Origin of the sequence: Rhodanobacter sp. Root480 (assembly GCF_001426645.1) — a bacterium.
In the GTDB taxonomy this organism is placed as follows: Bacteria; Pseudomonadota; Gammaproteobacteria; order Xanthomonadales; family Rhodanobacteraceae; genus Rhodanobacter; species Rhodanobacter ginsenosidimutans.
This window is the reverse complement of sequence record NZ_LMEX01000003.1, coordinates 165,134-183,485: the sequence shown is the minus strand read 5'-3', so window position 1 is coordinate 183,485 and position 18,352 is coordinate 165,134. Positions and strand designations below refer to the sequence as shown.

At 65.4% G+C, this 18,352-nt stretch carries 14 protein-coding genes; 10 read left to right on the top strand and 4 right to left on the bottom strand.

Translation table 11 applies throughout. The annotated features are described in order from the left end of the window. Positions 1-5 precede the first annotated feature (5 nt). Positions 6-797 (bottom strand): AMP nucleosidase, encoded by a 792-nt coding sequence (locus tag ASD22_RS13585; protein ID WP_056084671.1) that lies wholly within the window; start codon positions 795-797, stop codon positions 6-8. Positions 798-929: 132 nt separating this feature from the next. On the opposite strand from ASD22_RS13585, the gene ASD22_RS13580 reads away from it, so the two are divergent. Next, positions 930-1,874, top strand: a complete 945-nt coding sequence (locus ASD22_RS13580; RefSeq protein ID WP_056084669.1) for a DegV family protein — start codon at positions 930-932, stop codon at positions 1,872-1,874. 159 nt (positions 1,875-2,033) lie between these two features. On the opposite strand, the gene ASD22_RS13575 is transcribed toward ASD22_RS13580, so the two are convergent. Beyond that, positions 2,034-2,816 (bottom strand): SDR family oxidoreductase, encoded by a 783-nt coding sequence (locus tag ASD22_RS13575; protein ID WP_056084666.1) that lies wholly within the window; start codon positions 2,814-2,816, stop codon positions 2,034-2,036. An 83-nt stretch (positions 2,817-2,899) separates the two neighbouring features. Between ASD22_RS13575 and ASD22_RS13570 the strand changes: the two genes are divergently transcribed. Further along, positions 2,900-3,112, top strand: coding sequence for a hypothetical protein (locus ASD22_RS13570; protein WP_007081285.1), 213 nt, complete (start codon positions 2,900-2,902; stop codon positions 3,110-3,112). Positions 3,113-3,326: 214 nt separating this feature from the next. Further along, positions 3,327-4,172: an ATP-binding cassette domain-containing protein gene (locus ASD22_RS13565; protein WP_056084663.1), complete on the top strand. Its 846-nt coding sequence runs from the start codon at positions 3,327-3,329 to the stop codon at positions 4,170-4,172. A gap of 6 nt (positions 4,173-4,178) precedes the next feature. Here the strand turns inward: ASD22_RS13565 and sppA are convergent, their stop codons facing one another. Both sppA and ASD22_RS13555 read right to left on the bottom strand, forming a co-directional pair. Then, complete coding sequence (sppA, locus tag ASD22_RS13560) at positions 4,179-6,056, bottom strand: signal peptide peptidase SppA (RefSeq protein WP_056084660.1); 1,878 nt, start codon at positions 6,054-6,056, stop codon at positions 4,179-4,181. Next, on the bottom strand, positions 6,053-7,474 hold the full coding sequence (locus tag ASD22_RS13555) for an MATE family efflux transporter (RefSeq protein WP_056084657.1): 1,422 nt from the start codon (positions 7,472-7,474) through the stop codon (positions 6,053-6,055). Before ASD22_RS13555 ends, sppA begins: the two co-directional genes overlap by 4 nt. A 398-nt stretch (positions 7,475-7,872) precedes the next feature. Here ASD22_RS13555 and ASD22_RS13550 point away from each other — a divergent pair, with 398 nt between their 5' ends. The 7 genes from ASD22_RS13550 to ASD22_RS13520 all read left to right on the top strand — a co-directional run bounded on the left by ASD22_RS13550 (position 7,873) and on the right by ASD22_RS13520 (position 18,062). Beyond that, a complete protein-coding gene (locus ASD22_RS13550; protein ID WP_056084654.1) occupies positions 7,873-9,075 on the top strand; it encodes a DUF3667 domain-containing protein in 1,203 nt (400 codons plus the stop codon). 402 nt (positions 9,076-9,477) lie between these two features. Next, positions 9,478-11,652, top strand: a complete 2,175-nt coding sequence (locus tag ASD22_RS13545) for a primosomal protein N' (RefSeq protein ID WP_056084644.1) — start codon at positions 9,478-9,480, stop codon at positions 11,650-11,652. Between the two features lie 89 nt (positions 11,653-11,741). Then, the gene (locus tag ASD22_RS13540) at positions 11,742-13,598 is read left to right on the top strand and encodes a M1 family metallopeptidase (protein ID WP_056084640.1); all 1,857 of its coding nucleotides are present in this window, start codon (positions 11,742-11,744) and stop codon (positions 13,596-13,598) included. 177 nt (positions 13,599-13,775) lie between these two features. Beyond that, the gene (locus tag ASD22_RS13535) at positions 13,776-14,720 is read left to right on the top strand and encodes an alpha/beta fold hydrolase (protein WP_056085154.1); all 945 of its coding nucleotides are present in this window, start codon (positions 13,776-13,778) and stop codon (positions 14,718-14,720) included. Between the two features lie 131 nt (positions 14,721-14,851). After that, a complete protein-coding gene (locus ASD22_RS13530; RefSeq protein ID WP_056084637.1) occupies positions 14,852-15,436 on the top strand; it encodes a sterol desaturase family protein in 585 nt (194 codons plus the stop codon). Between the two features lie 294 nt (positions 15,437-15,730). Continuing rightward, entirely contained in the window at positions 15,731-16,507 is a 777-nt protein-coding gene (locus tag ASD22_RS13525) for a TIGR02391 family protein (protein ID WP_056084634.1), read from the top strand. A 421-nt stretch (positions 16,508-16,928) separates the two neighbouring features. Continuing rightward, positions 16,929-18,062: a TIR domain-containing protein gene (locus ASD22_RS13520; RefSeq protein WP_162245078.1), complete on the top strand. Its 1,134-nt coding sequence runs from the start codon at positions 16,929-16,931 to the stop codon at positions 18,060-18,062. The last annotated feature ends 290 nt before the right edge of the window (positions 18,063-18,352 follow it).

Genomic DNA, 18,352 nt, shown 5'->3' with positions numbered 1-18,352 from the left:
GCGATTCAATCGCCGTCGTATTCCTCCTCGAAACGCAGGTGCTTCACGCTGCGACCGTTGCGGCGCACCAGCTTCAACGCCTCGATGCCGATGCGGATGTGCGCCTCCACGAATTGCGAGGTGACGCCGCGGTCGCTGGCCTCGGTTTTCACGCCCTCGGGAATCATTGGCTGGTCCGATACCAGCAGCAGCGCGCCGCAGGGGATCTTGTTGGCGAAGCCGGCGGCGAAGATGGTGGCCGTTTCCATGTCCACTGCCATGCAGCGGGTGCGGCGCAGGTAATCCTTGAACACCTCGTCGTGCTCCCACACGCGGCGGTTGGTGGTGTACACCGTGCCGGTCCAGTAGTCGTGACCCAAGTCGCGGATCATGGTGGACACCGCGCGCTGCAGCTGGAACGCCGGCAGCGCGGGCACTTCCGGCAGCAGGTAATCGTTGCTGGTGCCCTCGCCGCGGATCGCCGCGATGGGCAACACCAGGTCGCCCAACTGGTTCTTTTTCTTCACCCCGCCGCACTTGCCCAGGAACAGCGCCGCCTTCGGGCAGATCGCGCTGAGCAGGTCCATCACGGTGGCCGCGTTGGGGCTGCCCATGCCGAAGTTGATCAGGGTGATGCCGTCGGCGGTGGCGTTGGGCATCGGCCGGTCGCGGCCCTTCACTTCCACCCCGTGCCACTGCGCGAACAGCTCCACGTAGTTGCCGAAATTGGTCAGCAACACGTGCTCGCCGAACTCACCCAGCGCGGTGCCGGTGTAACGCGGCAGCCAGTTGGAAACGATCTCCTGCTTGTCTTTCATCGAAAAGATGCCTGCATTTCTTGCGGTGTGGCCGCCAGCTTAATGCGCGGCGCGGATAGGCGGTGTCACGTGGACTTTCGTTCGGGGCCACATGCTATGTTCAGTCCTAAAACACGTAGCAGGGGACATGTGATGCGCATGGGTCTGGCTGTCGATGCGTCCTGCGATCTGCCGCAGGCTTTCCTGCAGCAACACAACATCGTGGTGATGCCGATCGCGGTGAAGGTGGACGACGAGACGTTTCTGGATGAGCGCAACCCGGCCGAGATCCAGCGTTTCCTGGATCGCCAGCTGGGCAGCCGCAGCCATTCGGCGGAAACCGAGCCCTGTTCGGTGCGCCAGATCGAGAACCTGTTTCTGGAGCGGTTGGTGCTGGAGCAGGACTGCGTGTTCTGCCTCACCATCACCGCCACCCGCAGCCCGATCTTCGATCACGTCAACCGCGCCAGCTTCGCCATCCTCAAGAGCTATCGCGAGGTGCGCAAACAGGCCGGCATGCCCGGGCCGTTCATGATGCGGGTGATCGACACGCGCAACCTCTTCGCCGCCGAAGGGCCCGCCACCATCGAGGCGGTGCGGATGATCGACGCCGATGAGCCCCCGGCCGCGATCCGCGAGCGGCTGCTGCACGTGGCCAACAACACCTACGGCTACATGCTGCCGCGCGACCTGTATTACCTGCGCGCCCGCGCCAAGAAAAAGAACGACCGCAGCGTGGGCCTGGTCAGCGCGATGCTGGGTTCGGCGCTGGACATCAAACCCATCCTGCAATGCCATCGCGGCGAAACCGGCCCGGTGGGCAAGGCCCGCGGCTTCGAGCAGGGCGCGCAGATGCTGTTCGACCACGCCATCCAGCGCGTGCGTGCCGGCCTGTTGGTACCGGCGATGTGCGTGAGCTACGGCGGCGACCTGGCCGTGCTGGCGCAGCTGCCCGGCTATACCGAGCTGCGCGCGGCGTGCGCGGAAACCGGCGTCATGCTGACTGAGGCGCCGATGAGCATCACCGGCATGGTCAACGTGGGCGAAGGCGCCGTCACTTTGGGCTTCGCCGCCGAGGAGCATGAGGTGCGGTTCTGACGGTGGTACCGATGGGGCTGTGACTGTGGGAGCGGCTTCAGCCGCGATGCTCTTGGAGCCGGGATTCGGGATTTGGAAAAGCATCGCGACTGAAGTCGCTCCCACAAGGCGCGCGACGCCTTTGCGATTCCCCATTCCCGATTCCCTATTCCCGGCCCCTCAAAACCCGTAATTCAAAAAACCCCCATCCACGCCCAACACCTGCCCGGTGACATAGCTGGCGGCCGGCAGGCACAGGAAGGCGATGGCGGCGGCCACTTCTTCCGGTTCGCCGATGCGTTTCAGTGGCGTGCGCTCCAGCACTTCGTCCAGGTAATCCTCATCCAGCAGGGCCGGCTCCGAGCGTTGCGTGCGGATGTACCACGGCGCCACCGCGTTGACGCGGATGCCGTCCACCGCCCATTCCGCCGCCAGGTTGCGGGTGAGCTGGTGAAGCGCGGCCTTGCTCATGCCGTAGGGGGAGCCGGTGCGCACATGCGTGGCGCCGGACACCGAACCCACATTCACGATCGCCGCATGCGCGTGCTGCGCCAGTTGCGGATGCGCCAGCCGGCACATCTCGAAGGCGGAAAACAGGTTCTGCTCGAAGATGCCGCGCCATTCGGCTTCGCCGTATTCCAGCGTGGGCTTCACCACATTGCCGCCCACGTTGTTGATCAGCAGCGACAGCGGCGCACCCAAGTCGGCAATCCAGTCGAACACGGCCAACCGGTCCTCCGGTTCGGCCAGGTCGGCGCCGAACGCCAGCACGTCGCTGGCGGGGAAATCGTCGGCCAGCTCCACGCGAACCTGTTCCAGATAATCCTCGTCACGCGCCACCAGCAGCAGGTTCGCGCCCAGCCCGGCCAGCTCGCGGGCGGTGGCGTAGCCGATGCCCTTGCTGGCACCGGTGATCAGGGCGGTATGGCCTTGCAGCTGCCAGGCGTCGATGCGGCTGTTCATGCGCGGAAGCTTACACGACGGCTTGCCGCCAGCCAGCCAGCGGCGCAACACTCGACGCTTACCGCCGCCGACGGATCACGCGCATGAAAACCATCGCCCTGCCGCTGTTGTGCCTGTTCGCCCTGGCCGGCTGCTCCGGCACGCCCGCGCCGCCGCCCGGCGATCCACCCAAGCCGCAGGCCAGTACGCCGTTCGATGCGCTGAAAGCCAGCGAGCAACGCGCCCGCGATGTGCAGAAAACGGTGGATGATCACGCGGCGGAGCAACGCAAACAGATCGACGCGGCGACGGAATAGGCCAACGGCCAGCGCAGGCAACCCCCTCACCTGAAGGACTCCCTGCGGTCGCCAACCTCCCCCTCCGCGCAGGGGGAGGAGCCAGAAGCTGCCAGCGTTTCGCTCCCTCCCTGCTTCGCAGGGAAGGACTGGGGAGGGGTCGCTCTTGATCTGCAGCTTTGGCCGATCACCGCGATCACCGATAATGGCCGTCCATTCATTACCCGGCCATCGCATGAGCTCCTCCCCCATCACCGCCCCGCCCCACGCTGACGTCGCTGCCGATGCGCCGGTGCTGCGCATCGACCAGGCCAGCGTGATGCGCGGCGCGCGGCTGATCCTGGACCGGCTCAGTCTGCAGGTGGACGCGGGGCAGCACACCGTGATCCTGGGCGCCAACGGTTCGGGCAAATCCACCCTGGTGCAGTTGATCGCACGCCAGCTGTATCCGCTGGTACGCACCGATGGCGGTGGCCCCAACGTCAGCGTGTTCGGCCGTGACCGCTGGAACGTCAGCGCATTGCGCCAGCTGCTGGGCATCGTGTCGCCGGCGCTGCAGCTCGACTACACCAGCGATGCGCCGCTGGAAGTGTTCGACGCGGTGGTGTCGGGCTTTTTCTCCGCGCGCGGGCTGGGGCTGGACCACCAGGTCAGCGACAGCATGCGCGAACAGGCCCAGCAGGCGCTTGAGCAGATCGGTGCGGCGCATCTGATCGGCCGGCCGATGGCCACGCTGTCCACCGGCGAGGCGCGCCGCGTGCTGATCGCGCGGGCGCTGGTGCACCGGCCGCGAGCGCTGCTGCTGGACGAACCGTGCGCGGGGCTGGACATGGCCAGCCGCCGCCACTTCCTGGAAAACCTGCGCGAGCTGGCCCGTGGCGGCACCACGTTGATGCTGGTGACCCACCACGTGGAGGAGATCGTGCCGGAAATCGCGCAGGTGCTGTTGCTGCGCGAGGGCCGCGTGCTGCGTCAGGGCAGCAAGGCCGAGGTGCTCACCGGCGCCGCCTTGAGCGAGGCGTTCGGCATGCCGGTGCAGGTGCAGCAGCATGGCGACTACTACGCCGCCACACCGGTCTGAGGCCGCTTACCAGGGCGCGCAGAAACAGTCGGCGTAGACGTTCGGCTTGCCCGCCTCGGCGTTGCGCAGCAGCCGCAACGGCCCCGTCATCGCCGGCACCCGCGCAAACCAGCGCGGCAGTTGCACGCCCCAGCTTTGCAGCATGTGCACCGTGGCGCCCTGGCTGAAACCGAGCATGAAGCGTTCGATGCCGCCCAGCGGCGTCTCCTGGTAGCGCACGCCGTAATCCTTGCCCAGCTTGGCGCGCGTGGCGGCATCGGCGATAGCGTCCTGCAGTCCGCCCAGTTGATCGACCAGCCCGCGTTTCAGCGCCTGCTCGCCGGTCCACACGCGGCCCTGGGCGATCGCGTCGATGGCGGCATAGCTCTGGCCGCGCGCGGTGGCCACGTTGCCCACGAAGTCGCGGTAGCCCTTGTTGATGATGGCCTGGATCACCGCACCCACGTTCGGGTCCAGCGGGCGGGTGATGTCGAACGCGCCGGCCATCGGGCCGGTGGCCACGCCATCGCTCTGCACGCCCAGTTTCGCCAGCGTGCCGGGCACGGTGTAGAACAGGCCGAAGATGCCGATCGAGCCGGTGATGGTGTTGGGCTCGGCGAAAATGCGGTTGGCGTTCATCGAGATCCAGTAGCCGCCGCTGGCCGCCACGTTGCCCATCGAGACCACCACGGGAATGCCGGCCGCGCGGGTCAGTGCCACTTCGCGACGGATCTGCTCGGCCGCATACACTTCACCGCCGGGCGAGTTCACCCGCAGCACCAGCGCCTTTGTCTTGCGATCCTCGCGCGCGGCGCGAATCAGCGCCGCGGTGGATTCGCCGCCGATCGACCCGGGCGACTGCTTGCCACCGGTGATCTCGCCTTCGGCCACCACGACGGTGACGCCCGGCGCCTGCGCAGCATCGCGATCGGGCTGGGCGGCGGCGTAACGCGACAGGCTCACCTCACGGAAACCGTGCCCTTTCTTGTCGGCCGGCACGCCCTGCTTGCGCAGCATCGCGATCAGTTCCGCGCGGGTGGCGGTGCCGTCTACCAGGTGCTGGTTCAGCGCCAGTTGCGCCAGATCGCCCTGGGTGCTGGCGATGTGTTGCGGCAGTTGGTCGATGTCGTCGCGCAGGGTCGCCGGCGCGATCTTGCGCAACGCCGCCACTTCATCCAGGTAGCGGTCCCACAGCCCGTTCATCCAGTAGCTGTCGGCCTCCTTCGACTCGACCGAGGCGTGGTCGAGGATGTACGGCTCGGCCGCGCTCTTGAATTCGCCCACGCGGAACAGGTGTACGTCCACGCCCAGCTTGTCCAGCAGGTCCTTGTAGAACAGCCGGTAGTTGGCCAGCCCGGTCAGCATCACGCCGCCTTGCGGGTCCACCAGCAGGCGGTCGGCGTGCGCGGCGAGGTAGTACTGGCCCTGGTCGAGATTGACCGCCCACGCGATCACCGGCTTGCCCGCCGCGCGGAAACGGTCCAGCGCCGCGCCCACTTCGCGCAACGCGGCAAAGCCGCCGCCCTGCAGGCCATCGGGCAGCAGCAGGATGCGAGTGATCCGCGAGTCGGTCGCCGCCGCGTCGATGGCGCCGACCAGGTCGCGCAACTGCACCTGCTTGGGGTCCTCGCCGGACAGCCGCGCCAGCGTGCGCTGCATCGGGTCGATGCTGTACTGCTCGACCAGTTGGCCGTCCAGCTTCAGCACCAGCACGCTGTGATCCTCCACCGTGTGCTGCATGCGGTTGCCGGCGATGCCGGCCGTCAGCACCAGCAGCAGCACGAACAGCACGCCGAAGAACACCAGGTTGATGATCACCAGCCGGACCACGTTGATGCCGCGTCCCAGCGTGGCCAGGAACGCACCGAAACCACGGCGACGGCGGAGCGGGGGCGGTGGCGTCATGCGCGTTCTTCCACGGAGGTCAAAGTGTCAGCGTAGCCGGTCGGGCCGCCGTGGTCATGCACGCGCCAGCGTTGTTTCCAGGCGCTGCGCCAGAAACGGGTGAACAGCATCACCGCCGCCACCGACAACCCGGCGATCAGCCCCATCCACATGCCGCGCGCGCCCAGGCCGTGGTGGAACGCCAGCCACCAACCCACCGGCATGCCGATGATCCAGTACGCGAACAGGGTGATCGCCATCGGGATGCGGGTGTCCTTGAGCCCGCGCAGTGCGCCGTTGGACGCCACCTGGACACCGTCGGAAAACTGGAACAGCCCCGCCAGCATGATCAGTTGCACCGCCAGCGCGATCACCTTGGGGTCGTTGGTGTAGAGCACGGCGATGTAGTGCGGCAGGGTCAGCAACAGGCCGGCCGAAAACAGCTGCGTCACCAGGGTCAGCCCGATCCCGCAAAAACCCGCGTAACGCACGCCGCGCGCATCGCCGCGACCCACCGCATTGCCCACCCGCACGGTGATCGCCATCGCCAGCCCCAGCGGGATCATGAAGAACAGCGAGGCGATGTTGAGCGCCACCTGGTGGCTGGCAATCACATCCTCGCCCAGCGTGGCGATGATCAGCGCGGTGGCCACGAACAACCCTGCCTCAGCCAGCAGCGACACCGCCATCGGCAGGCCGATGTGGATCAGCGCGCCGATGCGGCGCAGCTGCGGCCGCTCGAAACGGTCGAACAGGCCCAGCCCGCGATAGTTGCGATGGCGCAGCACGTAGAAGCCGAATGCCAGCATTTCCAGCCACAGCACGGTCGCGGTGGCCACGCCGCAGCCGTGCGCGCCCTGCGGCGGGATGCCCAGCTTGCCGAACATCAGCACGTAGCCCAGTGGCACCAGCAGCACCAGCCCGCCCAGGCTGAAATACATCGACGGCCGCGTCAGCGACAGGCCTTCGGACAAACCGCGCAGCGCGAAATAGCAGGTCAAGGCGGGTGCGCCCCAACTGATCGCCAGCAGGAATCGCTGCACCTCGTCTCGCAGGCTGGGCGTCACCCCGATCAGGTCGATCAGCGGCGCCGCATGGCGCACCCCAAACCACAGCAGCACGCCCATGCCCAGCGCCAGCCACAGCGCCTGGTGGAACACGGCGCCCACCTCGCCGCGCCGGCCGGCGCCATCCAGCTGCGCCACCGACGGCGGCACCGCCATCATCATGCCGATGCCGCTGACGATCGCCAGCGACCAGATGCTGGCGCCCACCGCCACCGCGCCCAGTACATGCGCGCTGACGTGGCCGGCCAGCAACGCGTCGATCACGTTGCTGCCGATGGCGGCCAATTGCGCCGCGATCAACGGCAACGCAAGGCGCACCGTGGCGTGCACCTCGTGCAGCAGGCGGGCACGTTCGGGACGGAAGGGTTTCATCGGTCGGGCGGGTTCGAGGGGGCGGCCATTCTAGGGCAACGCTGACCAAGTATCACCGCCGTCACCCACCCTCTCTGTTCGCAGGCCACAGGGCCGTCGACGAAGGCAGACTGGCCGTCTGCCGAGGCGGCGGACCGAAGGCATGCGGACAGAGAGGGTGGGCCTCAAGCTATTGAATCTGAAATGATGAGGTGATGACTGGAAGGCCCGCAGGCGATGCCGCGCGGCTTGGCAAGACGGCCAGTCTTGCCTGCGCCACGCACCCCCACCTGCGGGCCCTCCAGTCATCATGACGGCGGCGATACTTGATCAGCGTTGCCCTGGCTGAGCCAAAGGTCACGTCCGTTGCGCCATCGCGCTGTGCGAAAATCCGGCGCTTCACCGGGACGGGAACGGCGATGAAGCAGCTCACCAGCTACGAGGGATTGCACTGCGCCAATTGCGGCGCCGCGATGCAGGGCGAGTTCTGCCACGAATGCGGCCAATCCATCCACAGTGTGCTGAAGCCGGTGCACCACATGGTGGAGGAAACCGTGGAAACGGTGCTGCACATCGACGGCCGCATCGTGCAGACGCTGCCGCCGCTGCTGTTCAAGCCCGGTTTCCTCACCCTGGAATACTTCGCCGGCCGCCGGGTGCCGTACATCGCGCCGTTCCGGCTGATGTTCGTGCTGTGCCTGCTGAGCTTCTTCGTCTGCCACTTGGCGTTCGACCGGTTCACCGACGCGATCGCCGAGAGCAGCACCCCGACGGTAACCGTCAATGGCAAGCACTTCTCCGACGCCAACACACCGCGCGAGGTGCGCGAGCTGCTGCAACGCCAGCTGGACACGCTGCCGCATATCGACGACTACGGCTTGCTGTCGTCTGCACAGCTCGACAGGTCGGCCATGAACATGCGCAAAAAAGCCAATCGGCGACTCATCGAGCTGGGCGCAGCGCCGATGTCGGCCGCCTCGCTGGCCGCACCGGCGGTGCCTGCGGTGGCGGCATCTACGGGCAAGACGCCAGTCCCCCATGAGCCTGATGCGCTGGACAAAGCCTTGCAGCAGGAATCGCGCCCCGTCCATCTGTCGTGGCTGCCCGATGTGGCGAACGCCCGCCTCACTGTGCTGGGCCAGCGTTGGCACAAGAATGTGCGAGATTTCAAGGATGGCGATGCCACCACCCGCGCCGAGGCCAAGCAACGCATGATCAACGGCGCCTTCGGCGCGCTGCCGATGACCATGTTCATCCTGATCCCGGTGTTCGCCGGCCTGCTCAAGCTGTTCTACGTATTCCGCCGGCGGCTGTACATGGAGCACCTGATCGTGGCCTTGCACAGCCACGCGTTCATGTTCCTGGCGCTGCTGCTGCTCGCCCTGGTCGGCATGCTGTCGGCTTGGCTGCAACCGCACGCCGCCTGGACAGCCGCGCCGCTGGGCTGGCTGCAGACCCTGCTAGCGCTGTGGGTGCCGACCTATCTGCTGATCATGCAGAAGCGCATATACCACCAGGGTTGGCCGATGACGGTGCTGAAATTCTGGTTTGTCGGCTGGTTTTACTTCTGGTTGCTGACGTTCGCGCTGACGGTCGCCGCGGCCCTCGGCATGGCCCATTGAGGCTGCTTTCAAACGCTTGTCATGGCGGGTTTTGCACAGCGTAACCGGCCTGTCAAGGCGCCGTCGGGGGCGATGACAATTGTGTGAACCCTGCCCCAACCGAATTTGCAGGTTGTTGAAACAAAAGATGTTTTTTTGCCTGACCAAAACATGGTCAAGGTGACCAAAAAGGCGCTACGGCGCGCTTCGGGGCACCCCCTCCCCTCTGCATCCACAGACTTATCCACAGCTCTTGTGGATAAGCACAAAAACCGCCAGCGGTTAGTCACTTACCCCCGCTATCTCGATAGTGGGGTAGCAAGTTCGCGCAACTCGATCAACGCGATTTGCCTGCCATCGCGGCGGGCGAAACCTGGGGGTCGACAGGCGGCGCCGTTACACTGGTGCGCCACGAGGTAACCCATGCCCGCTGTCCTTCGCGTCGCCCTGCCGGTGCCCCTGCCCGCCCTGTTCGACTACCTGCCGCCCGCGGTTGGTGAGGCGGGCGTGGGCGCGCGGGTGCTGGTGCCGTTCGGGCGCCAGCGGATGGTTGGCGTGGTGGTGGCGATCGACGCCGAAGCCGCCGTGGAAAGCCGCCGGCTGAAACAGGCGCTGCGCCTGCTCGACGACGAGGCGCTGCTCGATCCCGAGTTGATGCAGACCCTGGCCTGGGCCGCCGACTACTGGCTGGGCGCGCCAGGCGAGGCCTACGCCAACGCGCTGCCGCTGGCCCTGCGCGAACCGAAACCGCTGCCGCCGATCGGCGACGAATACTGGTCGCTGACCCTGGCCGGCCGTAGCGCCCACGACGCCGGCAGCCGCCGCGGCGGCAGCAAGGCGCTGCTGGCCCTGCTGGCCGACGGCGCGTTGAGCGCGCAAGAGCTGACCGAACGCCAGCCCGGTTGGCGCGAGGCAGCCCGTCGGCTCGCGAGCGCCGGCCTGCTGGAGCGCAGCGAGCGGGCGCCCGCGGAACGTCCGCTACCCGCTTCGTCCGCACCGCAGCTCAACGACGAACAGCAACAGGCGGTGGCCGTGGTGGGCGCCGCGCTGGGCGACTACCAGCCCTTCCTGCTCGACGGCGTCACCGGCAGCGGCAAGACCGAGGTCTACCTTGCCTTGATCGAACAGGTGCTGGCGCAAGGCAAGCAGGCGCTGCTGCTGGTGCCGGAGATCGGGCTGGCGCCGCAGACCGTGCGGCGACTGCGCCAGCGGCTTGGCGTGATCGTGGAAGTGCTGCATTCCAGCCTGTCCGAGGGCGACCGCGCACGCGCCTGGCTGCGTGCCCGCGCCGGCAGCGCGCGGGTGATCCTGGGCACGCGCTCGGCCGTGTTCACGCCGCTGCCGCAGGCCGGCTTGATCATCGTCGACGAAGAGCACGACAGCGCCTACAAACAGCAGGACGGCTTCCGCTACCACGCCCGCGACCTGGCCCTGGTGCGTGCGCGTGCGCTGGGCGTGCCGGTGCTGCTGGGCTCGGGCACCCCGTCGCTGGAATCACTCGCCAACGCCGCCGCCGGCCGCTACCGCACGCTGCACCTGCGTGCCCGCCCCGGCGCCGTCCGTCCGCCGCAGGTGCAGATCGTGGACATGCGCGCGCAGCGCCTGCAGCACGGCATGTCGCCCGCGCTGCTGGCCGCCGTGGCCGACACCGTGGCGCGCGGCGAGCAGGCGCTGGTGTTCCGCAATCGCCGCGGCTACGCGCCGGTGCTGCTGTGCCACAGCTGCGGCTGGCATGCCGGCTGTCCGCACTGCGACCGGCCGCTGACCCTGCACGCCGGGCGGCGCCAGCTGATCTGCCATCACTGTGACCACCGCCAGCGCATGCCGCAGGTCTGCCCCGTCTGCGGCGTGGGCGACTTGAAACCCCAAGGCCACGGCACCGAGCGACTGGAAGAAGCGCTGGTGTCGCTGTTTCCACAGGTGCCGGTGCTGCGCGTGGATCGCGAAACCACCCGCCGCCGCGACGCCTTCGAGCAGTTGCTGGCGCAATTGCAGGACGACGCGCCCGCCATCCTCGTCGGCACCCAGATGCTGGCCAAGGGCCACGACCTGCCCAACCTCACCCTGGTCGCCATCGTGGGCGTGGACGAAGGCCTGCACAGCATCGACTTCCGCGCCGAAGAACGCCTGGCCCAACTGGTGGTGCAGGTGGCCGGCCGCGCCGGCCGCGCCCGCAAACCCGGCCGCGTGGTGCTGCAAACCCATCAACCGGAACACCCGCTGCTGCGCAACCTGCTGGCCCGCGGCTACGCGGCCGCCGCTGCCGATCTGCTGGACGAGCGCCGCAAGATTCAGTTGCCGCCCTACAGCCACCAGGTATTGCTGCGCGCCGACGCGCCCCAACGCGACCACGTCGACACCTTCCTGCGCGACGCGCGGGCACTGCTGCCCGAACTGGATGCGGTGCAGATCGCCGGCCCGATGCAAGCGCCGATGCCGCTACGCGCCGGCCGACAACGCGGCCAATTGCTGCTGGAAAGCACCCAGCGCAGCGTGCTGCGGGGAATGCTGCGACCATGGCAACACGCGCTGTTCGCACTACCGTCGGCACGACGCGTGCGCTGGTCGCTGGATGTGGATCCGATCGATCTTTACTGAGCCGCCCGCATCCCGTGCCCAACTTCCGCCACGGGTCGCGGCCGACAGGCCGGTGGCATACTCGCCCTTTTGCCGGCCCGGAGCCTCCCATGCGATTCCTGCCCGCCCTCGCTTTCGGCACGCTGATGCTGCCGCTGGCCGCCCTGGCCAATGATCCCAACTCCTACGCCCAGCCCGACCAGGTGCGGGTGACCCATCTGGATCTGAGCCTCAATATCGATTTCCCGCACAAGCAGCTCGACGGCCAGGCCACGCTGAAACTGGACTGGACGAACCCGCAGGCACAGTCGCTGGTGCTGGATACGCGCGACCTGAAGATCGCGAAGATCGAGGCGGTCGGCCGTGACGGCAAGACCACGCCGCTGAAATATGCGCTGGCGCCGCGCGACAAGGTGCTGGGCAGCAAGCTCACCATCGCCACGCCGAAGCATCCGGCGCAGGTGCGCATCGTCTACACCACGTCGCCCGGCGCGTCGGGCCTGCAGTGGCTGACGCCCGCGCAGACGGCGGACAAGAAGTTGCCCTTCATGTTCTCGCAGTCGGAGTCGATCCACGCCCGCTCGTGGGTGCCGCTGCAGGATTCGCCGGCGATCCGCTTCACCTACGACGCCCACGTCACGGCGCCGAAGGACATCCGCGTGGTGATGAGCGCGCCGAACGACGCGAAGCATCCGCTGGATGGCGATTACCGTTTCAACCAGACGCACCCGATCCCGTCGTACCTGCTGGCCATTGGCGCCGGCGATATCGCGGCGAAGGAAACCGGCCCGCGTTCGGCCGTCTATGCGGAGCCGTCGGTGGTGGCCAAGGCCGCGCACGAGTTCGAAGACACCGAGAAGATGATCGCCACCGCCGAGCAGTTGTACGGCCCGTACCGCTGGGGCCGCTACGACATCCTGGTGTTGCCGCCGTCGTTCCCGTACGGCGGCATGGAAAACCCGAACATGACGTTCGCCACGCCCACCGTGCTGGTGGGCGACAAGAGCCTGGTGTCGCTGGTGGCGCACGAGCTGGCGCATTCGTGGTCGGGCAACCTGATCACGGCTGCGTCGTGGCGCGACATCTGGCTCAACGAGGGTTTCACCACTTACGTGCAAGGCCGCATCACCGAAGCCTTGTATGGCAAGCCGTTGGCCGATGAAGAAGCGCTGCTGTCGGCGCGCGCGCTGCAGAAAGACATCGCCGCGATGCCGGCCAACGCGCAGAAGCTGGCGCCCGATCCGCGCGGTGTGGGTGCCGACGATTCGCTGTCCGACGTGGCCTACGACAAGGGCTCATGGTTCCTGCGCACGCTGGAGCAACGCTTCGGCCGCGCCGATTTCGACGCCTACCTCAAGGGCTATTTCGACCACTTCGCGTTCCAGAGCATCACCACCGAGCAGATGCTCGACTATCTGAAACCGAACCTGATCGAGAAATACCCCGGCAAGATGAGCTGGGACGAGGTGCAGGCCTGGGTCTACGGCACCGGCATTCCGAAGGATGCGCCGCTGCCCGATTCGCCGCGCTTCGACGCGATCGACAAGCAGCGCGGCGAGTTCCTGGCCGGCACGCTGGCCGCCGCCAAACTCGACGCCAAAGGCTGGAACACGCAGGAGTGGATGTACTTCCTCGACCGCCTGCCCGATGCGCCGCCGCTGGCGAAAATGCAGCAGCTCGACGCCGCCTGGCACCTCACCGGCACGCCCAACGCCGAGATCGGCATGCGCTGGTACAGCCACGCCATCGCTGCCGGCGACAAGGCCGTATGGCCCGCCGCCGCCGAGCACATGATCCGCATCGGCCGGCTCTACCTCACCACGCCGCTGTACAAGGCCTTCGCGAAAACCCCTGAAGGTCTGGCCTATGCCGAGCAGGTTTACGCGAAAGCCAAAGCCGGCTACCACCCGCTGACGCAGCAGGCGGTGGAGTCGATCATTGCCAAGGCGAAGAAGGCGCAGCACTGAGGCTCCTTCCCTGCAGCGCAGGGGAGCGAACCTGATTTTCTCCTCCCCCTGCGCAGCAGGGGAGGGAGTTCAACGTCTCCTCCCCTGCGATGTAGGGGAGGAGCGATTTCTCCCATTCCTTCAAGACAAACCACCATGCCTCCAGCCACCAACGCCACCACCCCGCTATGGAAACGCATGCTGCTGCGGCGGCTGAAATTCCTGGCGTGGCTGGGCGGTCTGCTGGTGATCGTGCTGGGCGGCAGCTACCTGTTCGCGCCGCAATGGCTGATGCAGGCCAACCTCAAGCGCGAGGCGATGGCGGCGCATCTGCAGGTGCATGCCGTGCAGGCCGGCGACACCCGCTGGGCGTATTACGAAGGCGGCGAAGGCCCTACCATCGTGCTGCTGCACGGCTTCGCCACCGACAAGACCGAGTGGCTGAAAGTGGCGAAGGAGCTCACGCCGCACTTTCACCTGATCATCCCCGACCTGCCCGGCTGGGGCGATTCCTCGCGCGTGGACGGCGCCAGCTACGGCATCGAGGCGCAGGCGGCGCGGCTGGATGCGTTCGTGCAGACGCTGCACATTGGCCAGTTCATGCTGGCCGGCCACTCGATGGGTGGCGCGATCGCCGGTGTCTACGCCAGCGAGCACCCCGACCACGTCACCGGCCTGGCGCTGCTGGACAGCTTCGGCCTGAAGAACACGGGCAACGCTTTCACGCGCAACGCCGCGGCCGGCAAGAACCCGTTCGTGTTCGACGACCGCGCGGGGCTGCAGCGCGCCATGGCGCTGGCATTCACGCAACCACCCGAACTGGCCGGGCGCTTCGCCGACGTGCTGGTGGCGCGCAACCAGCGTGATCGCGCGTTCATCGAAAGCAGCTTCAACACGCTGCGCCAGCCATCGCAATACCTGTCCCTGCAGCAGCGCCTGGGCCAACTGACCATGCCCGTGCTTGGCCTGTGGTGCCACGACGACAAGGTCATGGACATCTCCGCGCTGGACAGCCTGCGCAACGGCCTGGTGTCCGCCAGCGCCATCAGCACCAGCGTCATCAGCGGCTGCAATCACATGCCGATGCTGGAAAAGCCCGAGCAAACCGCCACCATCCTGACCAGCTTCGCGCTGTCGCATTGACGGGACATGAAGGCCGGGCGCGAATCCCGACCGCTCCGTGATGCGTCACCGCAGGTGACATGGGAGAATGCGCGGGTCCCGGGCCCACAACGGCCCCGGCGCCCCTTGCACGATCACGGAACCATGCAGCGATGATGCGAAACCTTTTGCGCAACGGCGTGGATGCGATCGTGCGGATGTCCTCCACCCGCGCCAACTACTGGGGCGAGCTGGCGGTGGACGTGGCGCTGGGCGCCGTCCTGATGGTTGAAGGCGCACGCCGCCAGCCCGGCGCACTGCTGGGAACGCTGGCCATCGTGCTGGGCCTGTTCGCCTTCAGCTTCGTGGAATACTTCTTCCACCGCTGGATGTTCCACACCCGCATCCCGCTGTTCGCGCAAGGCCACGAGCTGCATCACCAGCACCCACTGGGCTACGACTCCCTGCCGTTCTTCCTGCCACCGCTCATCCTGCTGGCCCTGACCGGCGTGTTCGTGGCCCTGATGCCCACCGGCTTCGCCCTGCTGCTCGCCAGCGCCATCACCTTCGGCTACATCATCTACGGCCTGGCCCACTTCATCATCCACCACGTCCGCTTCAAACAGCCCTTGCTCCGACGCTGGGCCGGTGCCCACCACGTGCACCACTACCACCCGGACAGCAATTTCGGCGTTACCACGCCGCTGTGGGATGTGTTGCTGGGCACGCGTTATGTGCGGCAGGCGCGGGTGGGCTGATTCCGCTGCTCACTTCTTCAGGCAGCTTTTTCGGTCAATCGATATAAATATCCGGCTGGTCGACCACAGCTAGCTTGCCGACGAGCCCGCCGCTTTTGAGCCTCGATGACCGGCGGCTTCCGACCCGAAGCGGACATTGTCATCCATTGCTAAAGGCAGCGCGGGCGCGGCGGGATCGACCGCTCAGCTCGGGCAATAGAGCCATCTGGAACCACGCAGCTCGGGTTGCGGACGGTCTGGCTGCCCCCTAAGGTGTGTCCCTTCCGCGTTTGGCGCGGGTCTAGCGGGTGCCCCATGGCAACACTCAGTCAGCTCGTTCCCGATGCCCAAACCTTGGTCGACATTCAACCCAGCGAACTGGGTGGCTACCTGCTGGAAGTGCTTACAGGTCCGAACTCCCCCGCCCAGCAAGGTATAGCGAACCTCGGGAATTACGTGAACCGCATAGAGGACGAATACGACTATCGCGGCAGCCGTGAACTCCAACAAGAACTTGCAAATTCAATCTCAGCCGCTTGGAACTGGCTGAAGGTTAACGGCCTGCTGTGCTCCGACACGGGCGCGAACCCAGCCTTCGACCGCGTGACCAAGCTCGGTCGCCAGGTTGCAGATGCGAATGGCGTCAAGGCCATGCTGAGTGAAGAACTGTTGCCGAACGCCTTTATGCATCCGACGCTTCTGCGGGACGCTCGCCCCCTCTTCATGCAGGGGCGCTTCGACACAGCCGTGTTCGAAGCCTTCAAGGCTCTGGAAGTAACGACACGCGCGGCCGGCAACTACGGCGCCGATAGGATCGGTGTTCCGCTAATGAGTGCCGCATTCCATCCGGACGAAGGCCCTCTGACAGACAGGACACTGGAACGCGGCGAGAGAGTCGCACTGATGAACCTGATGACAGGCGCCATCGGCAGTTACAAGAATCCAGCATCCCATCGGAAGGTCGAGATCCAGCGCGATGAAGCGCGCGAAATGATCATCCTTGCATCACATCTTCTCAAGATCATCGACGCGAGACTGGCGGCGATCCAAGAGCTGGCTGCGCAAGGTAACGCGCCAGCACAGGGCGCCTAAGGTTCGCTTCCGATCCGAAACGGACATGAAGGACTTGGCACAAAGAGGGCTGCGTGAGTTTTGGAAAGACTCAGTCGCACGGTGGCGGATGCAAAATCCACATGCCTGCGGAGACCTCGACGCTCCCGGAAGTGAGGCATCGTCTAGTCCTCGCCGGCCGATTCAGTCCATCACGTTCGTCTGGTTTGGTCGATGAGGTCGAGATGGGACAGTATGGCCAGTCTTCCGCGGAACGATCTGTGCGCAGCTATTCCGACCGGCTACTTGTCGTAGGCGGGGCATCTTGTATCAGGTGGCGCCGACAAGGGAAAAGCAGCTCGTGCGCCCCAGACATTGCCCGACGTGCGAAAATCGAACTAGGATGCGAATAGCTTGCATCTAAAGTTCGAATCAGAAAGGTTCGCAGATGCTGAAGGTATTCATGAGCTATGCCAGCGACGATCGCTCACTGGTTGATCCTTATTTCCAAAAGCTCCAAGGTGCGAAGTTCGCCCCTTGGATGGACCACCGATCCATTTTACCAGGTGCGGATTGGTCACGCGAAATTCTACTAGCTATCGAACGCTGCGAAGTGATGATCTTGTTTTGCTCCCCTCGTAGCGTCAGCAAGACGGGCTTCGTTCAAGCCGAGGCTCGTCTCGCAATTGAAAAGTTGAAATACAGTCCAGAAGAATTCATCACTGTGATCCCAGCAATGCTGGAACCGTGCGAAGTGCCACGTCACGTGCGAGAGCGCGTGCAAATCGTCGACCTAACTACAGATGGGGCCGTGGACAGGCTGCTCCAATCACTGGAACTGGCTGCATCTCAGCGAAAAATCGCTTATGAGAAGGGAACAATCGCCGGCCCTTTTACAGTGTTCACCGAGAGCCTTTCGAAGAAGCGCACCGAAATACCGAAGTACGATTTGCAGATCCAATATCCTAGCTTCATGTCGACTAGTAATCCGTCCGCTGCGGATGCGCTATCCCTTGTGTTCGCTGGGGAAGCCCATGCGACGCTAATAGATCAACTAACGGAGCACGACACCGAGGTCGGCAACGAGGGTGATGCGTGGTGGAATGCAATGCAAACCACCTACACACAAGGCTTCCAAGTGGTCTTCGCAAATAATCTCTTCGTCAGTGTTCTGACTATGATAGACACATATTACCGCGGCGCTGCTCACGGAAATTCGCATTTCAAGACGTGGAACTTCCGATTGGACGGTGTAACTCGCTCAGCACCCCTCCAGTCGTTATTTACTGATGAACAGGCGGGCTTGGCGCGTCTGAGTGAACTGGCTATCAAGGGCATAGAACGTGAATATTGGAAGCGCGTCGGCGAGCGGCCAGATGCGGAGGCGATGAAATGGATTAGTGAGGGCGCAGGAGCGAAGTGGCAAAACTTTCGGAACTTCAATCTCGATGATGTCGGTGTAACTGTCCATTTTTCTCCTTACTCCGTGGCTGCCTACGTATTCAGTTCCTTCAGCATATGCCTCTCTTACTTTGATCTATTGGAAGTACTGAAGCCGGATGGGCTCCACTCTAAGCTCGCTCATCCCCACTGCTGAGGCCGCTTCTAGGCGGGTATCGCTGAGCACATTCAGGTCAAACCTCAAGGTCAGAGTGGAGTTTTGAATGTCCGCTCTTGGCCGGGAGCGGGCGTTGTGCGGAACGCAGATCCCTCCGCATTGGTGCCCCAGGAAGGCTTAGCCGCACCTGTCGCGTCTGACCGAAGCGAGCGACCCACGGGCGCGCGGTCCGCACCCGAATGGCGCTGCCTCGCGCCAGTGCTTGTCGTTGTACATGTAGCTTGCGACAGCCAGTCGCCTACCGCCGAGGCTCGAACAAAGAGCGCAAT